This window comes from Pantoea sp. AG1095, from assembly GCF_003208415.1.
GTDB lineage: Bacteria > Pseudomonadota > Gammaproteobacteria > Enterobacterales > Enterobacteriaceae > Pantoea > Pantoea leporis.
This window is the reverse complement of sequence record NZ_QKMJ01000003.1, coordinates 119,809-140,789: the sequence shown is the minus strand read 5'-3', so window position 1 is coordinate 140,789 and position 20,981 is coordinate 119,809. Positions and strand designations below refer to the sequence as shown.

The following is a 20,981-nucleotide window of genomic DNA, read 5'->3' as shown; positions in this document are numbered from 1 at the left end:
TGCACTCGCCAGCAGGGGGAAGAATGAAGATTATCGTCGGTGGAAACGGCTACCCAGAAAAGAGAAACATCATTACAGACCCTGCAAATCGCTATCTGGATTACCGTCCCAGAAATATCTGGACCTGGATCAACGTTATAAGGCGGCGCTTATTGCATAAAAATAAACTGTTTATTTTTCGACCGCTGCCCCTGATGTCTTCAGGTGATGCGGACATTATCCACCTTTTTAACGAAGTTTCTTCGGGGCCAGGCGACTGGGTAGCGACCTTTGAAACCGAACTGCCCCGTGTTCTTCCCGTTGAGGGAATACCCAAATTTGCCAACCCCGAGCTGGCGCGGGAACTCCGGTACGTCTGCTCTACGCGCTGCAAAGGTATCATCGCTATCTCAGAAGCCACACGACAGATCCAACTGCGGCTGCTGGAACATTTCCCCAGGGAGCAGGCTATCATCGGGCCCAAACTGCACGTACTGCATCCCCCGCAGCCGGTACTGCAGGAAAAAAATGCTCTGGTTGAAAAAGGCCCGCTGAATTTTACCTTCGTGGGCAAGGAGTTCTATCGCAAAGGAGGGGCAGAAGTTGTGCTAGCCTTTAGCCAGTTATTAAGGGAAAACCTGATAAGTGTGAACGACGTCCGTGTAAATCTGGTAGGTGATCCTGGCAGAACGCATAACGTGGCTCACCAGGCGTTCCAGGATGATGACGCATTTAGAAGAAGCGTGGAGGACACACTTCGTGAATGCCCCCTATTCCAGCACCATACGTCGCTGACCAACGACGCGGTACTGGCGTTGATTAAGACCTCTGATGTCGGGCTGCTGCCCACATGGCAGGAGACATACGGCTTTTCCGTTCTGGAAATGCAGGCCTGCGGCTGCCCGGTAATAACGACGAATGTCAGAGCCTTGCCGGAAATCAATACGGAAAATGCCGGCTGGCTGATTCGCTGCCCCCTGAATCCGATGTTGGAGCTGACGGTGGCATCAGTAAGTGACAAAACCTCTCTGAGAAGTGCCATCATATCTCAGCTTAAAACCTATATATTGCAAATTATCAGCGATAGAAAAATCGTATCAGAGCGCGCTAAAAATTCGTTAGCGCGAATATGTCTGGAACACGATCCAATATTATTTAGAAAGCGACTCAATACGATATATATGGGTGTGAAGACCGAATAAAATAAAAGGCTTATCTAATCGGGTACCGTCCTTCTACTCGGTATTAGCATCCAGTCAGGTATGTGACAGTTGCGCTCGGGCATCAGGTGAGCTAAGTAAAGCGGCAGCCGTCGTAGTCAAGCCGGCTATACGAAACATGATTGTCCCTGAGTTCACGTGACGCATCACGCCGAAATCTATAATTTTTATTTCAGAGGATAATAGCGATGTGGATAGGGTATCAACCGAGTAAATAGCGAAGAAATAGTGGGCGAATCTGTTTCCAGTTAATAACCGTAGTGCACAGCATCAGCGCTAATGATGTTTGTCACAATTATTGAGTCGCTATGAGCTTTTGCGCTATATGAAGAGATAGCGAATTTTATCTAGCTCGTGACTAAAATTTCTCTTGGTTACGTCATAAGCGCGCCATTATAAACAATTTTGGTTAGTGATAGGTCATGGTAAAAGACGCCGTGGCGCTCAACGATCCTGAGCGGGCATTGGTTGAGGTCATGTAATACGCGGCCTTGAAGGGAATATTGACGACCTCTCCTGGCGAGGTCGTCGTGCCGTATTTAATAAGCTTGCCGAACTGAACGGGCACATCGTTGTACTTCAGCTGAATGCCCAAACCTTTTGCTGTCGAGCTACTGTTTAATCCCAAAACTCCGTTGGCAGGATCGGCAAGCGGGCTGACGTTATCCAGCGTCACATTTACTGCGGTCTGTTCGCTACAAATAAGCGGTATGGAAAACGTTACCGGATTTTGGATGCTGCCCACGCCAGTAAACTTCGGCATCAGCGCAATTCCCATATTAATATTCAAATTACTATCCCCAATTTGACAGGATGCGGTGCTGATATTGATTGGCGAAAATATATATTTATAAAGCGGCAGGCGAGTAATGTTATTACTGACCGGCGTACTGTATTCCATATTTAGCGTCAGCGCGGGTATTGAGCCCGTCGCCGGGGTGGTACTCGTTTTGATCAGCTCAAAGGTATCCGTGAACGTTGATACGCCATTCTGAAGGATCCCTCGCCTCCAGCTCGCGTTATTGAGGTTCAATCTGGTGACAAATTCGCTGGTTCCGGTTGTGCTGGAAAAGTTTTTCCACCGGATGCCAATGCCCTGGACCTCCGTTGCCCGTACGTTGGCCAGCGGCGAGGCGCCATAATCCGCATTCGTCCCCGATAGCTGAATAAACCACGAGCCATCATATCCAATGACCTGACCCTCAGGGTCACATTGCATGGCATTACTCGTGGTTATCGTGGCTAATACCGTCCCGACGGGCGCATCCCGCTGAACGATAATATTGTTATCAAAGTTGACCGCTACGTCATTTGCAGAACACAGCGCAAAGGCATTCAGTGAGATGGCGCTACCCATCGCAGCCATCGAGATTTTAAATACGGTGGACATCTTATGTTCCTTCATTTAAGCAAGGCGCAGGCCTTCTCTCGCAAGAGTAATAATGCGAATCAAGGCAATGAGAAATTTAGCGACATACTGCAGTAGTACGTTGGATTTTACCCGGTAACCCGTTTAGGGTTATTTTGGCGCGGCAGGTTTTCGCTCCCCACTGTACCGTAATGCCGTCACCGTCGTTCAGACCGCTCATATAAACCTCGCCATCGCTTCCCACAATGCTCATCGCATCGCTTTCGTTGAGCTTTGCCGTCGCGCCAAATGGCACAGGCGAATTCTGATACATCAGCGTTATTAGGGCGCGCCGCCCCGTTCGCGTATTGAACGTAGCGCGCACCACCGCGCCGCGCGTAGGCACAACGTTGACCACCGACTCGGCCACATCCACGTCTGCCCCCAGCGAACCCGTGTCTAATGCAATACGGTTTTCCTGATAGGCACTGGCATAAGGCACCACGGCGTATCCGCGCGAGTCCGTTTTAACGCCGGGGTTATTGCGCACCCTCACGCCGGATGCGCCCTGTGCCTCCAGCAGCACTACGGTATCTCCCAGCGGCTGAGAGAACGTCACGCCATGCTCATGGCCGATAATCCCCCCCTGTAGGCCGAAGTTCAGCTGACTGTTCTGTCGGCTTTGGTTGTAGCCCGCGCTCACGGTGCCGTGGCCGCCCTTGTAGGTTCCACTCAGTGAGCTTCTCGATTCACCGCCCGACGAGGTATAGCCCTGCTGGACCATGTAGCTCAGGTTATTATCGTCGAGCGCGGTGCCGCTCAGCCCCACCTGGTGCGTTTCAGGACCGTTTTTTTGCATATTCACGCTGTAGCTGGCCCAGCTTTGCGATAGCCATTTGCTCAGAGGAACCTGCAGGCTAAAGGCTATGATCTGATCCTTACGGTCTTTGCCTGGCGTTTCGCTATAGGTGTAGCCGAGTGAATAATTGATATCGCTGATACTGGTGTTAAAGCCGGTACTGACGTTGCGTTCATAGCCCCGTTTGCTCCAGTAGTCCTGCTGGTAAGCCGCAATATAAAAATTTCCCCAACTTTGCAGCGATTGACTAAGGTTGAGCTGCAGTCGGCTTCGCTTGTTGTAGCGCTGGCTGCTGAATTCATTCACCTCCTGAAAGGTATAAAACCCTTCCGTGGAGTAGCGATAGCTGGCGAGCGTCACGGTGGTATCGGTCGCGGCCACCGTTTTTGAATATTGCACACGATACGACTGTCCCCGGCTGCGCCGGTTTTTCTCATCAACGAGTTGGCTCTCGGCAGCGGTGATGTCTGCCGAGAGCGAACCTATATCGCCAAAGCTAAGGCCGGTACCGAATACACCTGACGCATAGTTGCTTGCCCCCAGGACGCCGCCGTACAACGTGAGATTATTGTTGAGGCCATAGGCGAGCGTGCCCAGACCGAATGAAGGCGTTAGCGCGCCATGCTTCGTGGTTCGGTATTCACCTACGCTCAGCGCATACTTTATGCGCCCTTCCCGCAGCATGACGGGAACCGCGGAGAAAGGCTGCACGAAATGCTGGACGCTGCCGTCGGCTTCGGTGACGACAATTTCCAGATCGCCGCTCGCCGATGTGGGATAGAGATCGCGAATTTCAAAGCTGCCGGGCGCCACGTAGGTTTGATAAACCGTGTAACCGTTTTGCTTCACTGTAACCGTGGCGTTGGTGCGAGCGATCCCTCGAATGATGGGGGCGAAACCGCGCATGCTCTCCGGCAGCATGGTGTCATCGGAAAAAATCTGCGTGCCACGAAACATCACGCTGTCAAACACGTCACCTGGCGTGCTGGTTTCACCCACCTGAAACTGCCCTCTCAAAAACTGGACGTCGCGGCTCAGGGTGGTATTCAGCGACGAAAACGACTGCTTTCCGTTGTTCTTCGTCGCGGTACTGTAGTTACGCAGGCGCCATGGCCCCACGTTAATACCGCTTTGCAGGTTGGTGTAAAACTGCTCCTGCGTCTCACCGTATCGGCTCCAGTTGCGCGAGCCATTGATACTGTAATTTACCAGCAGTGCAGAAATGCCTTGATCCCAGAGCGAAGGGTCAACAGTGCCGCGCGCCCGCGTATTAAGCGCAGATTGAGGGATTGAGATATCCAGTCTCTGCTTGTCAAAATCCAGCCGGGTGGTGGCATCCGGTATAAATGCGCCGGGATCAGTAATAATAACTTCAGCCGGAAGCATGGCTAATTCAGGAAATGCCTTAACCCTGACACCAAATGATTCCAGCACTCTACGATTAAGCTCGGGCGCCAGCCCAAACCCTTTCACAGGGACAAAAGAGACATTTTCCGTCCGGATATAATTTTCATTAAGCCATATTTCCACCCTATAGGTGCCGGGTAACTGCTCTCCCCGCTCGAAGCAGCTCAGATCAATGTCCTGGGATGTTGAGTGTGTTTTTTCAAGTGCATCGGCCATGAAATAAACATCGTCTGCGGCTGCGGGAAAAATGCCCGACAATAAAAATGCTATCGTCGAGAGTCGACATACGCAGTGAGACCCCGATCCAGAGAAAATTGCATTTTGAGAAAAAGAAACAGTATTCACCTTGCTTACCTGCGCGAGTAACTTAGCGTATTGTTAATATTCTTCACTTCAGCACTTGGCGTTTTTCTGTCGTTACTCCACCAAAGTCATTTATGGCTTTCCAGGTAACCTGCTTTCCAATGCCGGCCACCGTTTCAGAACTAAAAGGTGATATCATTGGTGGCTGAGAAATAGACTTATCACCAACCTTTAATGAATAAAGAGAAACGTAGAACGGCGTAGGATTGATAATCAGCAGGTGTTCACCACGTGGCTCAAACTTTAATTTCCCCCATGCCTCACCTGCTAATTCTGACGCCAGTAATGCTGGCCGGTAGAAAAGCTTCATGCGCGTCTTAACGGCAATGAGCAACCGATTCTCATCTGACCGGGTCATTGAAGGGATAGACTTAACGTTAAGCCAAAAAACTGATTCGCGATTTTCAGGTAGCTTCTTTTCGCCGGTATAAATGATCCGCAGCGTATTTTCATGGCCAGCATCAAGACGAAAAAGCGGCGGCGTGACGATAAAAGGAACCTGCCCCTCTGAATTTTCACTTAACTCAACCCATGACTGAATTAAATAGGGAACACCATCCTGAGTGTTACTCACAGGGAGTGAGGCTTCGTTTTCAGATGCATTATAAATTAATCGCGTTCCCCCGACGGTTATGCTGGCCTGACACGTTAAAGAGATTATGCAGGCGCCTGATAATAATATCGTTCGAATTAGTTGATTCATTATACATTTCCGACATTTCAGCAATAGGCAATAGGGCGCACCTCAGGTACGCCCGGCGTATTACTGGTAGGTAATGGTGAAATCTGACGTTGCGTTTGCTGTTCCCGCAACCACGGCGGCCTGGGTCGCCTTATATTTCGCTACGAAGGTCATTTTATTGCTGTTGGAGGGCTCTTCGCCTGCGCTGGTGTCAAGAGTGATGCTCTTAGATTGTGTAGCCAGCGGAATCGCAGTAATGCCATCCTCCTCATAAAACGCGATACCAACGCCTTTCGCCGTTTGACCGCTGTTCAGCGCAAGAATATTGGTGTCGGAGCTATCCGCGTTACCATCAAACTTAATGGAAGCAGAGGTAACCGCAGCAGGGCAATTGTTCAACACAATGCTAAAGCGGGTTGCGGCAGCAACGGCCCCGGCCGCGTTAAACGAGCTTTTTGGTATTTTGCCGAGGTTGACGGTCTGATTAGCCGTATTAGTATCAATCGTACAGGCAGAATCCAGAATGGTGCCAGTAAAGTTGATTTTTCCATCTGCTGCGCTGGCGGAAAAAGTTATTCCAGAAACGGCTGCGGCCGCAACTAAATTTCGAAATAGATTACTTAACTTCATTTGCATAGCTATTTATCCTCAGGATTAAAGGTACCTGCGCAAAAGAAAATTTTGCGCAGTAAGGGCGGAACAGTGCCGCTAAATTAAAGTTTTTTATTCAAGGCATTGATTGGGAATTATTTATCTATGAGTACCTCGGGCTCTGCGATGATAAAAGTAAAATAAGCTGCTTCATCTCCAGACCGCTGCCTAACGCCAGACGATTTCGCAAATAGTAATTCTTATTAACTTCGCATTTATTTCTCATTCGATACTGGCGCGTCGATTTATCATAAACCTTCAGGAGAAAGTTCAAATGTTCGTTCGACAGTCGCGTCGATAGCCTCTGATACAACACGTCTTTTAATACGCATGAACTTTCCGTCGTCCGGAATTTAGAGGCGCGCTCGCACAATTGCTTAAGATCTTTAAGCGAGGTGACAAGTCGGAATGATTTTAAGAAAACGTTATCTGCATTATCTTCTGGTGCAATAAAATAGGTTAGCGATAATAACCCCCTTTCCTCAAGCCGATAATAGATCCACCGAATGTTTTCGCTACTTTCTCCTATTGTATCGATAAGAATGTAGGACTTACTCAGGACGGTCGCACTTACTAAAAATTCCAACCGGCTATCGAAATAAAATACTTTTCCATTGGCTAAGATTAATGAAGTAACTGCCTGCTCTATGGCAAAATTTCGTGAAAAAACCAATAGCGCTGTCAAAATTTATTCCTTATAAATTTATCATCGTCATTGTGAAGAAGCTCTGAAAACATATATGCGTTCTAAAGAATCGCAGTCGATTTTGTACGCTTTCCCATACATTCTTATAAAAGGGTATCGTTCAAATCCCACGCTATTAAACGCGTGCTGGATTTTCTTCATCATGGACAACAAATAGGATTTCGAGCACCGCAGTCCATAATCTTCAAAAACGTGTACGATGATGTCATTATCGAAGACAATGTCGTTATCCATCCCCGCGAGGAGATATTCGAACAGTCTCGCTTTCGTCTTACCGAATCTTTTAATACGTCCATTCTTGGTATTGATAAGTGTTCTTGTTAAAAGCCGATACTCAAGATGATTGAAAATCGTGTATCCATACAGAAGCTCGTCAGAGACACAAGGCACAAAGACTCCTTAGAAGTTTATCGATCCCATTTCCATGTCGGCGCCTTCTCCATTAGAAAGGTTTTGGTGTTCATCTGATGCAATGAAATGTTATTAAAATGGAGAAAATGTGACAATGGGACTAATTTATTAAAGCAAAAAACCACTTATTACATAAAGATCAACATAAAAATCCATATATTTCTATTTTATAAGTTTAAAACCCTGGATGTTTATTTTTTGTTTCTATCTATCGCGTTATAAAACAAAAAATTCACAAAAATATATTTAGCTAAAATTCACTTTAAAATAGCAAATATATCTGCAAAACATAAATATCACTTTACAATCAATTATTTAAAAAGATAACGCAGTCCAGCTAAACCTAGCCTTAATAAGGATATTTTAGGATTTTTCGTGGCGTTAATTACGAATTTTCGGGACAAAAACTGACAAGCACTGAATTTCCTTTACATTTATGGCAGTTCGGCACTTATAAAAAGCAAAAAACGCATCTAAGCAATAAGCTGAATAGAATCATTTCTTCGCTCAATGTTCTCAATTCAAATTAACAACGGTAGCCGCTGCGTCCTATATGTAAGAAAGTCTTCAGCTAATAAGATGTCGATTTGTCCCGCGCGCCCGACACGTCATAGCGATCTGTGCCACACTCCCGGTACTTTTCGCTGGAAAACAGACATTTCCCTCATTATCATCAGCTCACTTATTCACCCACTGATAACTAAGGAGGATTACTATGCCACTGTGTGAATTGTTTATTTACTCACACTTCTACAGTAATTGGCCGCGTTCAGGCATTTCCGCACTCGTGCTGCGATAATCCGTCCTGAGCGAAGTTAACTGAAAATCTAATCCCTTCCTCCGGCTTACCGGGTTGTCGTCAGCGATTTCTGACGTCGGGCCTTTTTGCGCCTGCAACTTATGAGTAAGCACATGAGCACTTTACTGTCCGCCCACGCTGCCGGTTTCGATAACGCCTTCGGCTCGCTATTTCACGATATCCATTTCAGCCTGAAAAAAGGCGATCGCATCGGTTTGCTGGGTGATAACGGCACCGGTAAAAGCACCTTATTGAAAATTCTCAGTGGTGAACTGGAAGCCAGCCACGGCAGCGTTACGCCGGCTAATCACTGTTTACTGGCGCGCATCGAGCAGCATCTGCCAACAGAACTGCACAACGCGTCGCTGCTGGATGGCGTGATGGCGCGCTTACCGGAACAAGCCGATCGCTGGCGCGCCGAAGCGCTGCTAGGCAGCCTGGGTTTCACCGCTGAGCAACAAACGCAAACCGCCGCAACGCTAAGTGGCGGTCAGCATATGCGCCTGCTGCTGGCGCGTGCGCTGATCCTGCAACCGGATCTGCTGCTGCTCGATGAGCCCAGCAACCACCTCGATTTGCCGACGCTATTGTGGCTGGAGAATTTCCTCAACGGCTGGAGCGGCAGCTTCGTGCTGGTTTCCCATGACAGCACCCTGCTCGATCGGGTGACCAACTGCAGCTGGATTCTGCGCGATCGCGGTCTGCAATTCTTCCGTCTGCCCTGCAGCGCGGCGCGTCAGGCGCTGATCGAGCAGGATGAGGCTGACACGCAGCGTTATCAGGCCGAGCAGAAAGAGATCGAACGCGTCGAAAAAAGCGCCAAACGTCTGGCGATCTGGGGCCGCACTTACGATAACGAAGGTTTGTCGCGCAAAGCGCAGCAGATGGAGAAACGCGCCAATTGGTTGAAAGAAGCACAAACCACGCTGAGCGAAGGATCGCTATGGCGGCTGCAGCTGCAAGGTGAAGCGCTGGATGCCGATCGCGTGCTGGCATTGCCGCAGATGTCGATTCGGCCAGCCGATGACGCACCTGCACTGTTTTCACTACCAACGCTGCAGGTGAAAAGTGGCGATCGCGTAGCGATCGTTGGCCGCAACGGTTGCGGTAAATCGTCGCTGCTGCGCCATTTGTGGCGTGAATTTCAACAAGCAGATAGCGCGCTTTTTCATCCCCGCGCGCGCCTCGGTTATTACGATCAAAGTCTGCATCAGTTGCACGATGCGGAAACGTTAAGTGATGCGCTGGCGCATTTTGCGCCGCTCAGCGATGAGCAGCGCAAGATGGCGTTGATCGGTGCGGGTTTTCCGTATCTGCGTCACCAGCAGCTGATTGGATCACTGAGCGGCGGCGAGCGCTCGCGTTTACTCTTTGTGGGGCTGACGCTGGCGCGCTATTCACTGCTGCTGCTCGATGAACCCACTAACCATCTGGATATGGTAGGGAAAGATGAGCTGGCGGAGGCGCTGAATCAGTTCGAGGGCGCGGTGTTGCTGGTGTCGCACGATCGTCAGTTAATCGCCAACAGCTGCAATCGTTTCTGGCTGATAGAGGACCAGCAACTCAGCCAGTGGCACGATTTTGACGCGGTGACCGAGCGCCTAAGTGCTGAGCAGGTGATAGCCATGTCTGAGGTTGTTGCACCTGCGGCGACGGAAAACGCGTTGGATGAAGATGCTTTGCTGCTGGCGTTATTAGAGGTGGAAAGCAAACTGGATGAGGATCTGGCGCGTAAGCCGAAGCATCAGAAACCCGCGTTGCAAGCGCAGTGGCGTGAGGAGATCGCGAAGCTGAAAACCCAGCTCGATCTGTAAATCGGTAGTGAACCGGACGCCATAAATGGCGTAATGCCGCTCAGTTAAGCGTTGCATCAAATCACCGCACCTTCCGTAACGGCGCGACTTATCGCGCAATAAATTGCGCCGCTACAATATGTGCTCTCGGTGATGAGGGGGTTTCATGTCTTAACTGACAAACATTTCGCCATAAATGGCGACCCTACGCCCAATCAGTGACTCAGATACGCTGTAAACAACCCAGCCGCCCTTTCTATTCGGAAAACTTTAATCATTTTTCAACCAGCGCGCATTACCCAGATAAATCCGGCGAATTTTCTCCAGTTTGTTCCCTTAAGTGATTATGATTCTCGCTTCATATAAGGGACGCTTATGCTCAATATCTCAAAAAAGTGGCTATTCGCTACGCTCGCTGCCGTCATTCTCCTGCTGTTGATCTGGCATTTCGCCGGTTCACGCCATAAACCTAACGCGGTGGTCACCGCCGAAGTGCGTCAGGGAAATATCGAAAACGTGATTGCTGCCACCGGCAAAATGGATGCGGTTGAACGCGTCAACGTCGGTGCGCAGGTTTCTGGTCAGGTGAAAAAGCTCTATATCAAATCTGGCGATAGTGTCAGCAAAGGCCAGCTAATCGCCGAAATTGACGATCAACCGCAGCGCAGCGATTTGCGTAACGCGCAGGCGGCGCTGAGCGTGGCGCAGGCCGATTTGGAAACCCGCGAAGCCGCGCTGGTGCGACAGCAAGCGCAATATCAGCGCTTGCAGCAAATGATTAAAACCAATGCGATCTCGCGTCAGGATTTTGATACCGCCGAACAAGAGTGGCGCAGTGCACGCGCCGAGCTAACCGCGCAAAAAGCGCGCGTGATTCAGGCGCAGATTGAGGTGGATAAGAAGCAGCTCGATCTCGGTTATACCCGCATCATGGCGCCAATGGACGGCACGGTCATCGCCATCGTCACTAAGCAAGGTCAAACGGTGAACGCGGTACAAACCGCGCCGACCATCGCCAAGCTGGCGCAGCTCGGCACCATGACGATTAAAGTGCAGATCTCCGAAGCCGACATCAACAACGTGCAGCCAGGCCAGCAAGCGTGGTTCACCACCTTCTCCAATCCAGACAAGCGCTACAACGCCACGCTGCGCAGCCTCGAACTGGCGCCGGAATCGGTGATGAAAGATGACGCGCTGATGGGCAACAGCGAAAGCACGCCAGCCAGCAGCACCAACGCCGCAGTCTATTACAACGCGCTGCTGGATGTGCCAAACCCCGACAACGCGCTGCGCATCTCCATGACGGCGCAGGTCAACCTGCTGCGTGATTCCGCCAAAGACGCTTTGCTGGTGCCGGTGCAGGCGACGAAGAAAGACGCGGATGGCAAAACCTACGTGGAAATCCCCGATCAGGATAATCAGCCGGTCAAACGCATCATCACCACTGGCATCACTGACAGCGTTGATATTCAGGTGCTGAGCGGTTTAAAAGTCGGCGAGAAAGTGATCCTTGCTACGCAGACGGCGGGCGCTGACGAGGTGTTGATGTGAATATCATCGAACTGAAAAACATCCAGCGCAGCTATGTTAACGGTTCGCAATCTCTGCATGTGCTGAAAGACATTAACCTGAGTATCGCTAGCGGCGAGCTGGTGGCGATTATCGGGCCGTCCGGTTCGGGTAAATCGACGCTGCTGAATATTCTTGGTTGCCTTGATGCGCCGGATAGCGGCGACTATTTCATTAGTGGCCAAAACACCGCCACGCTGTCGCCGGATGCGCTGGCGAAAGTGCGCCGCGAACATATCGGCTTTATTTTCCAGCGTTATCATCTGATGCCGGATCTCAGCGCCTTGAGCAACGTCGAGATTCCATCGATCTACGCCAATCTGCAGGGCAAAGCACGGCTGCAGCGCGCGGCGGATCTGCTGGCACGTTTAGGTTTACAGGGCCGCGAACATCACAAACCGGGCGAACTATCCGGCGGCCAGCAGCAGCGCGTCAGTATCGCGCGCGCGCTGATTAACGGTGCCGAAATTATTCTTGCCGATGAACCGACCGGCGCGCTGGATTCGCATTCCGGCGAAGAGGTGCTGCGCATCCTACACGATCTCAATCGCGAAGGTCACACGGTGATCATCGTCACGCACGACATGAAAGTGGCGCAGCACGCCGATCGCATTATTGAGATTCAGGACGGCGAGATTTTTGCCGACAGCGGCCGCAAACAGGATGCAACCCGCGCGCAATATGTCCCCGCCGCGCCTAAAAGCCAGAGCAAGCTGCGCGGCTTGCTCGATCGCTTTCGCGAATCATTGCGCATGGCGCTGAATGCCATGAACGCGCATCGGCTGCGCACCGCGCTGACCATGACCGGGATTATTTTTGGCATCGCGGCGGTGGTCACGGTGGTGGCGCTCGGCCAGGGCGCGCGGCAAAAAACGCTGGAGAGTATTTCCGGGCTCGGCACCAATGTGGTGTCGATCTATGCCGGCGGTGATTTTGTCGAGGATGAAGCGCATCCGGTGCTGACGCTGGTGATGGCCGATGCCGACGTGATTGGGCGTCAGCAGTTTGTCGCAGCGGTCAGCCCGGAGATGATCGCCAATCAGCCGATTCGCTATCTCTCCAACGCGTCCAAAACCTCGGTGTACGGCGTCGGCAAAGCGTATTTCCAGATTCAGGGCATTAAATTGCTGGAAGGCAGCAACTTCAGCGATGAACGCCACGCACGTCAGGAGATTATTATCGATACCAACACGCGCAACAAACTGTTTGGCGAACACGGGGAAAGCCCAATTGGCAAGATGATCGTGCTGGGTTCGGTGCCGGTGCGCGTGATTGGCGTGGCGGATAATAACGATGGCATGTCGCCTAATCGCCTCAGCGTGTGGCTGCCGTGGAGCACTGTGATGTATCGCATCAGCGGGCAAACCGCGCTAACCAGCATCAGCATTAAGCTGAAGGACGATGTGGTGAGCGGCCCGGCGGTGGAATCGCTGACGCAACTGCTAACCGCGCGTCACGGCAGCAAAGATTTCCTGGTGTTCAACCGCGACAAATACCGCAAAGCGATTGAAGATGCCGCCGCGACATTAACGCTGTTGATTCTGCTGGTCGCCTCGATTGCGCTGATGATTGGCAGCATCGGCGTGATGAATATCATGCTGGTGTCGGTAACGGAACGTACCCATGAAATCGGCGTGCGCATGGCGGTGGGCGCACGGCGCGGCGACATCATGCAGCAGTTTATGATCGAAGCAGTTTTAGTCTGTCTGGTGGGCGGATCGCTCGGCGTCGCGCTGGCGCTGGTGATTGGTCCGATTATCAGCCTGCTGGCGGGCGGCATGATCAAGGCGATCTTCTCATGGCAATCAGCAGGCGCGGCCTTTGCCTGCTCCACCATCATCGGCATGATTTTTGGTTACCTGCCTGCGCGCAAAGCCGCACGCATGGATCCGGTGGCGGCATTGGCGAGCGAATAACTGAATTACCGCTTTAAGCTATTAGCACTGTTCCGTAGCGGCGCGATTTATCGCGCTCTTTTGACCTTTTTACTAATGTAAAAACGCGCAATAAATCGCGCCGCTATGGATTTGCCGTTTTACATCAACATCGGCAAGGTCGCCGTTGCCGTCTGCTGGCTGGCCGCTTTATATCGGGCATCATGCGTCATCAACTCGTTAATCAACACTTCCACCAACATCATTGCACCCACTTTACCGCTCAGCGCGCCAGCGTTGAACGGGCCTTCCGGCCGCGCAGCCACCAGCAGCATATCGGCTAAACTGCCCATCGGGCTGCGCAGCGTGTTGCTCAGCATCAGCACGCGCGCGTTTTGCTTCTTCGCCAGCTTCACTACGTGCATTACATCTTTAGTCGAGCCGGAAGCGGAGATGGCGATCACCAAATCGCCCTCTCTGAGCGTCGAGGCATTCATCGCCGCACGATGCATATCACCAAACAGCTGCGCCGATTTACCTATGCGCAACAGGCGATAGTGCAAATACTCACCGGTAATCGCGCTGGCCGCCACGCCGTAGATCTGGATGGTATTAGCCTGATGCAGCGCTTCCACCGCGCTCTGAAGTACCTCGCGGTTAATGAATTTCCCGGTATCGCGCAGCGCCTGCACCGTTTCCTCCACCAGCATGTCGATGCTGTCACCGCTAGCAACGGCCGCGGGCTGATTGTGTTGCACATCCAGCGCCAGCGCCATTTTGAATTCGGTATAGCCTTTGCAGCCGAGATGACGACACAGCCGCGTGACGCTCGCTTCGCTGGTGTCGGTCTCGCGCGCCAGTTCAGTGATGGTGAGATACAGCACTTTCTGCGGGTTGGTGAGAATGAAATCGCCCAGCTTTTGCAGCGTCGGACTGTAGCCCGGCAAGCCCTGGCGCAGGTGCAGCAAGATGTTTTCGTTGTCCGTCATGGCGGCCTCTTCTTCACGACATTAATGGCGCACAGTGTGCAGCAGATTCGGGCATAAGTGAAAGCTATCACAATAATGATGGAAATTTTCATCTTATGAATTAGATTGTGATAATAATTTTTACCACAACATCACTTCAGGGATAAAAATTTATGTCATCACTGTTCAGCGGTGCCTCTTCAGGGGGGTGGTTTGAAAAAGCCCAGCGGTTTGGTAAGTCGTTCATGTTACCGATCGCCGTGCTACCGGCGGCCGGTTTGCTGCTGGGCATTGGCGGCGCACTCTCCAATCCCAACACCGTCAAAGCCTATCCATTCCTCGATGTCGCCTGGCTGCAAGGCGTGTTCACCATCATGGCGAGCGCCGGATCGGTGGTGTTCGCCAACCTCGCGGTGCTGTTTGCGGTTGGCGTAGCGGTAGGATTGGCCAAAAGCGACAAAGGCACCGCCGGATTGGCCTCGCTGCTGGCTTATCTGGTAATGAACGCCACCATCAATGCGCTGCTGACGCTGACCGGCGTGCTGGCGCAGGGCAACCTTAGCGCGGTGGGACAAGGCATGGCGCTCGGCATTCAGACGCTGGAAACCGGCGTATTTGGTGGCGTGGTGATCGGGCTGGTGACGGCCATGCTGCATAATCGCTACAACAAAATCGCCCTGCCGCAGTTCCTTGGCTTCTTTGGTGGCTCGCGCTTCGTGCCGATTATCAGCTCCTTCGTCGCCATTCTGGTGGGTGCGGCGATGACCATCGTCTGGCCGCATTTCCAGAAGCTGATTTTTGGTATGGGCGGATTGGTGGATGCCACCGGTTATTTCGGCACCTTTATTTACGGCTTTGTACTGCGCATGCTCGGCCCGTTCGGCCTGCATCACATCTTCTATCTGCCGTTCTGGACCACCGCACTCGGCGGCAGCGAAGTAATCAACGGACATCTGGTGGAAGGCACGCAGCGCATCTTCTTCGCCCAGCTTGCCGATCCCCACACGCAACAATTCTACATTGGCACCGCGCGCTTTATGTCCGGGCGCTTCATCACCATGATGTTTGGCCTGATCGGCGCGTGTCTGGCGATGTACCACACCGCTAAGCCGGAAAACCGCCAACGCGTGGCCGGATTGCTGCTGTCGGCGGCGCTGACTTCTTTCCTTACCGGCATCACCGAACCGATTGAGTTCTCGTTCCTGTTTGTCGCGCCGGTGCTGTATGTCATCCACGCGCTGTTTGATGGGCTGGCGTTTATGATCGCCCACATCCTGCACATCACCATCGGCCAAACCTTCTCGGGCGGCCTGATTGATTTCATTCTGTTCGGCGTATTGCAGGGCGAAGCGAAAACCCATTGGTGGTATGTCCCGCTGGTTGGCGTGCCGTGGTTCCTGCTCTATTACTTTACTTTCCGCTTGCTGATCACCCGCTTCAATTTCAAAACGCCGGGGCGCGAAGACGCCAGCGTTGAAACTGCGCCGATGGTCGCCGGAGAGCGTCCACTGCAGGTGATCGCGGCTTTAGGCGGCAAGCAAAACATCGCCGAACTGGATTGCTGCGCCACCCGTCTGCGCATCACGCTCATCGACAGCAGCAAACTCGATGAAAACGCATTGAAAGCTACCGGCGCACGCGCCGTGATCCAACGTGGCAAAGGCGTGCAGGTGATTTATGGCCCGCACGTCACCATTATCAAAAATGAAGTAGAGGAGTTACTCGCGCTATGAAAGGACCGATGCTGGCCCAGATTCAGGGGAAACTGGTGGTCTCGTGTCAGGCTCTGGAAGATGAGCCGTTACACAGCCCGTTTATTATGTCGCGCATGGCGTTAGCGGCGATGGAAGGCGGAGCGGCGGCGATTCGCGCCAACAGCCTGATCGACGTACAGCAGATTATGCAAACCGTGGATTTGCCGATTATCGCCATTATTAAGCGCGACTATCCCGGCAGCGATGTGTATATCACCGCGACGCTGCGGGAAGTGGATGAGTTGATGGTGGCGAATCCGGCGATGATTGCGCTGGATGCCACGTTACACACACGTCCCGGCGATTTGCAGCTGCCGGCGTTGGTGGCAGCGATTCGCCAACGCTATCCGCAACTGTTGCTGATGGCGGACATCGCCACGGTGGAAGAAGCGCGTCAGGCGGCGCAATTAGCTTTCGATTGTGTCGGCACCACGCTGCACGGCTACACCGCAGAAACGCAAGGCTGCTATTTGGCCGCCGATGATTGCCGCTTCCTGCGTGACGTATTGGCTGCGGTAAAGGTGCCGGTGATTGCCGAGGGGAATGTTGAAACGCCGGAAATGGCAGCGCATTGTCTGGCGCTGGGCGCGCATGCGGTGGTGGTCGGCGGCGCGATTACGCGTCCACAGCAGATAACGCGCCGCTTTGTGAATGCCATCAATTAATTTTTGAGGTGCCCATTAGGCACCTCGCCTAAGGTTATCCACAATCCCCGTGCGTAGAGTCGCCGTTAACCTGTGGATAAAACTCGCCTCGCACCACACCGCGCCCGATGCGCGCAGGCGGTTATTTTTCGCACGATTGTGAATCACAAACACGCTAACACACTTGATGCGTTAGCGTGTTTGGGTGAGTCAGTATCCGGCGTTAAACCGAATCTTCTTTTTCGATCACTAATACGCGCGCTTCGCCTTGCGGGTGCGCAACATGCTCGGTGCCGATGCTGGCGTAAAAAATGTCGCCGCTATTCAGCAGCACTTTCTTCACCTCACCTGCTTCGCGGTAATGCATCTCTACCGCACCATCCAGCACCGCAAACACTTCTTCGCCATCATTGATGTGCCACTTGTAAGGTTGATTGGTCCAGTGCAGACGCACGCTGGTGCCGGCGAAGTTGGCGATGTCTAACGCTTCCCAGGCTATGGCAGGAGAGAAGTTTTTGCTGACGTAGGTTTTCATGCGATATCCGTGTGGGGGAGAACTGCGTTGATGATACACACAGCCCGGGCGTGCGGCGGGACATGCGCAGGCCATTTACGGACATTCAGATACAACAAAGCCGCCCGAAGGCGGCCTTAACACAACTGCTTGTGCAATTAACTTATTTGTATAACTCGGCAGTCATGTGTACGCGGTTGTTAGTGTTGGCTTCAGTAATTTTATACTGAGCGCCCTGCTCTTGCGCCTGCGCTGCGATTTTCGCTTCTGCACCATCCAGAGTAGAAGACTCAACAGATATACTCTGTGCAAAGCTAGCAGCAGACATCATTGAAAGAGCAGCAACAGCGGCGATAGACAGTGTTTTGATAGTTTTCATGGTCATAATCCTTAATGGTTTAACGAGAAGGCTGTGTGCCTTCGATGAGAATAATAATAACCCAGGTTATCGTTTCAATATTAACCATTAGTGCGATCACGATAACTTACGTAACTATACAGTTTCTGCGGTTATATCGACAAAAAAGGCCGCCCGTGGGCGACCTGTTCTGGCACATCCGTATGCAACCATCCGTTATTTGTAAAGTTCTGCGGTCATATGTACGACGTTACCGTTGCTCGCTTCAAGAATTTTGTATTGCTCACCATTCTGTTTTGCCTGTGCAGCGATTTTGGCTTCAGCGCCATCCAGAGTCAGCGAAGTGGCTGAAACGGTTTGTGCGAAGCTGGCAGCAGACATCAGAGAAAGAGCGGCAGCAGCGGCGATAGTCAGAGTTTTGATAGTTTTCATGGTCGTATTCCTTTGGTTGTTTGATTTGAAAGCTGTGCGCCTTCGATGGAAACAATAATAACCATTGAAACTATTATCAGATTAACTATTAGTGCGATCACAGTTAATCAGCTCATTATCACTACGCCAGGTCGAGCTCTGTAATGACCCTTTTGACTTCTACCACATCCGCCGCCGACAGCGAACGTAACGGGCGCGGCAGGCAATCGTTCTCTACAAGGCCCAGCGCGCTGGCCGCTGCAGAGATAACGCGGATACTGCCGCCATGTTGGGTAAACAGCGCCCAAAGCGGTTCCAGCCGCTGCGACTGTTCAGCCACCGATGCAAAATCCCCTGCCATCGCAGCATCCGTTAGCGCTTTAGCGGTGCGCGGGAACAGTCCGCCGCACACGGAATACCACACTTCACAACCGGCGATGAGGCCCACTGCGGCAAAGGCATCACCGCTGACACCAATAGTGACGTTTTGAGGTAATTGCGCGCGCAAAGCGCTGACCCGGTGCGTAGCAGCAGTGATATCGGCAGGCACGCCGGGAATTTTTATCGAGGCGATATGCGGCAGCGTGGCAATACGCGCATGCAGCGCATCGGAGAACACAAAGTGGCTGGTGCCTGGATTGTCATAAATACATACCGGCAGCGAAACGTGGCGCGTGACATCCTGATACAGGCCAAACACCTCGTCATCGTTAAGCTTCTGATAGGAAACCGCAGGCAGCAGCAATGCGCTGGCACCGGCCTGTTGCGCATCCTCGGCAAGTCGTAGCACTTCATCGGTGCTCACCGCGCCAATGCTGACCATAACCGGAATCGCCTCCGCATGCTGCACCGCCAGCGTCGTGATGCGCTTGCGCTGTTCGCGCGTGAAATAGGCGTAGCTACCGGTGGATCCCAGCACGCCAAGCGAATCCACTTTTGCTTCAGTGAGCCTCACGAGGAGAGTGAGAAAAGCGTGCTCGTCGATACCCGAAGCATTAAGCTGGGTCAGGGGAAACGCACTCAAACCTTTAAACATAGCCAGCGCCTTATTCATTATTAACAGAGGAAAACAGCTTCACCTGCACTGTTATAAGCCATCAGAAACAAAAATGCCCTCTTACGAGGGCATGGATTATCGCTACAGGTCGGGGATTATTTCAGCGCGATGCGCGCAATCTGATCCTGGCCTTTGGTTGAGGAGTCTTTGTTGAACTCCGCTTTCAACGTGACATACAGCGTGTTGTTGTCCGGGCCAATCAGGAGGCTGTTTGGATTGTTATCAAACGACCAGCTGTTTTTCACCGCGTAAGTGGTGGCATCCAGCTGCAGTACTTTCTTCGATTCGCGCTGGCTGATGTAGATCTCATTACGCTTAGCGTTGAATTTAATCGCCAGCGCATCACCTTCAATACGCTTTATCACTTTCCCAGTGCGCTCATCAAACACCAGCGTGGCTTTGCCTTTAGAATCATCGGTTACGAACAGGCGGCCGGTAGCCGGATCTTCCGCCATGTTCAGGAACAGATACTCTTTACCGTCGCCGGCGGTCCAGCGCTTCTCAATTTTGTGGGTGCGTGGATTGATCACCAGAATCTCGCCCGCGCCGTTGGTCGCGTAAATGCGCTCAGTCAGCGGGGAATAGATGATGCCGGTTACCCATTTGCCTGCATTCTTGATGGTGGTTTTCAGCTTGAAGGTTTTCTCATCAACCACCGAGATGTAACCCGGATCGGCTACGCGACCGACATACAGCTCGTTGCCGTGCCACAGCACTTCACGCGCGCCCGCAGGATAACCTTCTTTATCTTTCTTACCTGGGAAGACTAAACGTTCCAGCACTTTGCCGCTCTGCGCATCCACTTTAGAGATAGCGCCATCCAGCGAGTTGGTGGTGTAGAACACGTTGCCCGCTTCATCGATCGCCGTACCAAAGTTTTTCAAATCGGTATGCGTAACGCCTTTGGTTTCCAGTGTGGTTGGGTCGAGACGATAAATTACACCACCGTTAACGTCTTTAAAGCTCTGCGCGCTGGCAACGTATAACGCTTTCGCAGCAGGCGAATACGCCATTTCATACAGGCCATCGCCCAGCGTGCGCTGGGTCAAAGAAGTATCAACTGGCTTGGCAGCGGCGGCTGGCGCTTCGGCTTTTTTCGCCGGAGCCTGGCAAGCGGCCAGGCTGAATGCAGCGACGATCGCTGCCGCTACGGCGGCTTTGCGCGGGCTAAATAACGATTTCATGCTCAACTCCATCAATGGATGAACGGCTCCGTTACGCGCGTACGCGTACGGAAAATACAAGAAGAATGAGAATCATACGCATTAGCATAAACTTAGCAACTTTCTCGACGATCTACCTTACGTTGCCGTAGATCGATTCCAGCATGCCGCACACCTTTCTTTACTAAAAACGTCCAAATATCGCCTGAAAAAATAGGAAAACGTGAGCAATTAACAGGTTATTTTCACCCGTAAGCCATTGATTCATAACTTACTTACACATTATTACAATTACAGTTGCAACCTTCCGCAGATTCTTTAAAGCAAATGATTATCATTGGCTTTCTCAATAAATACGCAGTAGCGGTTTGCGTGCCTGCTCTTCTGCCCATTTGGGCGAATGAGTTACGACGTAAACGATAAAAAACGAAGCAAAACAGCTTCCTATAAC

The 20,981-nt window shown here is 51.9% G+C and carries 16 protein-coding genes; 6 read left to right on the top strand and 10 right to left on the bottom strand.

Annotated features, from left to right (window positions below):
* The first annotated feature begins 23 nt into the window (after positions 1-23).
* A complete protein-coding gene (locus tag DEU53_RS09285; RefSeq protein WP_110866802.1) occupies positions 24-1,181 on the top strand; it encodes a glycosyltransferase in 1,158 nt (385 codons plus the stop codon).
* Between the two features lie 427 nt (positions 1,182-1,608).
* Here the strand turns inward: DEU53_RS09285 and DEU53_RS09280 are convergent, their stop codons facing one another.
* The 4 genes from DEU53_RS09280 to DEU53_RS09265 all read right to left on the bottom strand — a co-directional run bounded on the left by DEU53_RS09280 (position 1,609) and on the right by DEU53_RS09265 (position 6,494).
* Positions 1,609-2,589: a fimbrial protein gene (locus DEU53_RS09280; RefSeq protein WP_110866801.1), complete on the bottom strand. Its 981-nt coding sequence runs from the start codon at positions 2,587-2,589 to the stop codon at positions 1,609-1,611.
* A gap of 76 nt (positions 2,590-2,665) precedes the next feature.
* The gene (locus tag DEU53_RS09275) at positions 2,666-5,158 is read right to left on the bottom strand and encodes a fimbria/pilus outer membrane usher protein (RefSeq protein ID WP_233501690.1); all 2,493 of its coding nucleotides are present in this window, start codon (positions 5,156-5,158) and stop codon (positions 2,666-2,668) included.
* A 43-nt stretch (positions 5,159-5,201) separates the two neighbouring features.
* Positions 5,202-5,879 carry a molecular chaperone gene (locus tag DEU53_RS09270; RefSeq protein WP_110866799.1) on the bottom strand — a complete coding sequence of 226 codons (678 nt, stop codon included), beginning with the start codon at positions 5,877-5,879 and terminating at the stop codon, positions 5,202-5,204.
* Between the two features lie 60 nt (positions 5,880-5,939).
* Complete coding sequence (locus tag DEU53_RS09265) at positions 5,940-6,494, bottom strand: fimbrial protein (protein WP_110866798.1); 555 nt, start codon at positions 6,492-6,494, stop codon at positions 5,940-5,942.
* Between the two features lie 2,044 nt (positions 6,495-8,538).
* Here DEU53_RS09265 and DEU53_RS09250 point away from each other — a divergent pair.
* From DEU53_RS09250 to DEU53_RS09240, 3 genes are all read left to right on the top strand, one after another.
* Positions 8,539-10,239, top strand: a complete 1,701-nt coding sequence (locus tag DEU53_RS09250) for an ABC-F family ATP-binding cassette domain-containing protein (protein ID WP_110866795.1) — start codon at positions 8,539-8,541, stop codon at positions 10,237-10,239.
* Between the two features lie 354 nt (positions 10,240-10,593).
* Positions 10,594-11,769, top strand: coding sequence for an efflux RND transporter periplasmic adaptor subunit (locus DEU53_RS09245; protein WP_110866794.1), 1,176 nt, complete (start codon positions 10,594-10,596; stop codon positions 11,767-11,769).
* On the top strand, positions 11,766-13,703 hold the full coding sequence (locus tag DEU53_RS09240) for a MacB family efflux pump subunit (RefSeq protein ID WP_110866793.1): 1,938 nt from the start codon (positions 11,766-11,768) through the stop codon (positions 13,701-13,703). Before DEU53_RS09245 ends, DEU53_RS09240 begins: the two co-directional genes overlap by 4 nt.
* Positions 13,704-13,822: 119 nt before the next feature.
* On the opposite strand, the gene DEU53_RS09235 is transcribed toward DEU53_RS09240, so the two are convergent.
* Entirely contained in the window at positions 13,823-14,650 is an 828-nt protein-coding gene (locus tag DEU53_RS09235) for a MurR/RpiR family transcriptional regulator (protein WP_110866792.1), read from the bottom strand.
* A gap of 152 nt (positions 14,651-14,802) precedes the next feature.
* Between DEU53_RS09235 and DEU53_RS09230 the strand changes: the two genes are divergently transcribed.
* Positions 14,803-16,362 carry a PTS transporter subunit EIIC gene (locus tag DEU53_RS09230; RefSeq protein WP_110866791.1) on the top strand — a complete coding sequence of 520 codons (1,560 nt, stop codon included), beginning with the start codon at positions 14,803-14,805 and terminating at the stop codon, positions 16,360-16,362.
* Positions 16,359-17,048 carry an N-acetylmannosamine-6-phosphate 2-epimerase gene (locus tag DEU53_RS09225; RefSeq protein WP_110866790.1) on the top strand — a complete coding sequence of 230 codons (690 nt, stop codon included), beginning with the start codon at positions 16,359-16,361 and terminating at the stop codon, positions 17,046-17,048. The genes DEU53_RS09230 and DEU53_RS09225 overlap by 4 nt, the downstream gene beginning before the upstream one ends.
* 202 nt (positions 17,049-17,250) lie before the next feature.
* On the opposite strand, the gene DEU53_RS09220 is transcribed toward DEU53_RS09225, so the two are convergent.
* The 5 genes from DEU53_RS09220 to DEU53_RS09200 form a co-directional block, all read right to left on the bottom strand.
* Positions 17,251-17,562 (bottom strand): cupin domain-containing protein, encoded by a 312-nt coding sequence (locus DEU53_RS09220; RefSeq protein WP_110866789.1) that lies wholly within the window; start codon positions 17,560-17,562, stop codon positions 17,251-17,253.
* A 142-nt stretch (positions 17,563-17,704) separates the two neighbouring features.
* A complete protein-coding gene (locus tag DEU53_RS09215) occupies positions 17,705-17,920 on the bottom strand; it encodes a YdgH/BhsA/McbA-like domain containing protein (RefSeq protein WP_110866788.1) in 216 nt (71 codons plus the stop codon).
* Positions 17,921-18,115: 195 nt separating this feature from the next.
* Complete coding sequence (locus tag DEU53_RS09210; protein WP_007890154.1) at positions 18,116-18,331, bottom strand: YdgH/BhsA/McbA-like domain containing protein; 216 nt, start codon at positions 18,329-18,331, stop codon at positions 18,116-18,118.
* Positions 18,332-18,452: 121 nt separating this feature from the next.
* Positions 18,453-19,346, bottom strand: coding sequence for a dihydrodipicolinate synthase family protein (locus DEU53_RS09205; RefSeq protein ID WP_110866787.1), 894 nt, complete (start codon positions 19,344-19,346; stop codon positions 18,453-18,455).
* Between the two features lie 116 nt (positions 19,347-19,462).
* Positions 19,463-20,551 carry a YncE family protein gene (locus tag DEU53_RS09200; RefSeq protein WP_110866786.1) on the bottom strand — a complete coding sequence of 363 codons (1,089 nt, stop codon included), beginning with the start codon at positions 20,549-20,551 and terminating at the stop codon, positions 19,463-19,465.
* Between the last annotated feature and the right edge of the window lie 430 nt (positions 20,552-20,981).

Coding starts and splice junctions, on each gene's coding strand:
- DEU53_RS09230 (WP_110866791.1), top strand. CDS start 14,803: ATGTCATCACTGTTCAGCGGTGCCTCTTCAGGGGGGTGGTTTGAAAAA.
- DEU53_RS09250 (WP_110866795.1), top strand. CDS start 8,539: ATGAGCACTTTACTGTCCGCCCACGCTGCCGGTTTCGATAACGCCTTC.
- DEU53_RS09200 (WP_110866786.1), bottom strand. CDS start 20,551: ATGAAATCGTTATTTAGCCCGCGCAAAGCCGCCGTAGCGGCAGCGATC.
- DEU53_RS09215 (WP_110866788.1), bottom strand. CDS start 17,920: ATGAAAACTATCAAAACACTGTCTATCGCCGCTGTTGCTGCTCTTTCA.
- DEU53_RS09205 (WP_110866787.1), bottom strand. CDS start 19,346: ATGTTTAAAGGTTTGAGTGCGTTTCCCCTGACCCAGCTTAATGCTTCG.
- DEU53_RS09285 (WP_110866802.1), top strand. CDS start 24: ATGAAGATTATCGTCGGTGGAAACGGCTACCCAGAAAAGAGAAACATC.
- DEU53_RS09210 (WP_007890154.1), bottom strand. CDS start 18,331: ATGAAAACTATCAAAACTCTGACTATCGCCGCTGCTGCCGCTCTTTCT.
- DEU53_RS09265 (WP_110866798.1), bottom strand. CDS start 6,494: ATGCAAATGAAGTTAAGTAATCTATTTCGAAATTTAGTTGCGGCCGCA.
- DEU53_RS09220 (WP_110866789.1), bottom strand. CDS start 17,562: ATGAAAACCTACGTCAGCAAAAACTTCTCTCCTGCCATAGCCTGGGAA.
- DEU53_RS09245 (WP_110866794.1), top strand. CDS start 10,594: ATGCTCAATATCTCAAAAAAGTGGCTATTCGCTACGCTCGCTGCCGTC.
- DEU53_RS09270 (WP_110866799.1), bottom strand. CDS start 5,879: ATGAATCAACTAATTCGAACGATATTATTATCAGGCGCCTGCATAATC.
- DEU53_RS09235 (WP_110866792.1), bottom strand. CDS start 14,650: ATGACGGACAACGAAAACATCTTGCTGCACCTGCGCCAGGGCTTGCCG.
- DEU53_RS09225 (WP_110866790.1), top strand. CDS start 16,359: ATGAAAGGACCGATGCTGGCCCAGATTCAGGGGAAACTGGTGGTCTCG.
- DEU53_RS09280 (WP_110866801.1), bottom strand. CDS start 2,589: ATGTCCACCGTATTTAAAATCTCGATGGCTGCGATGGGTAGCGCCATC.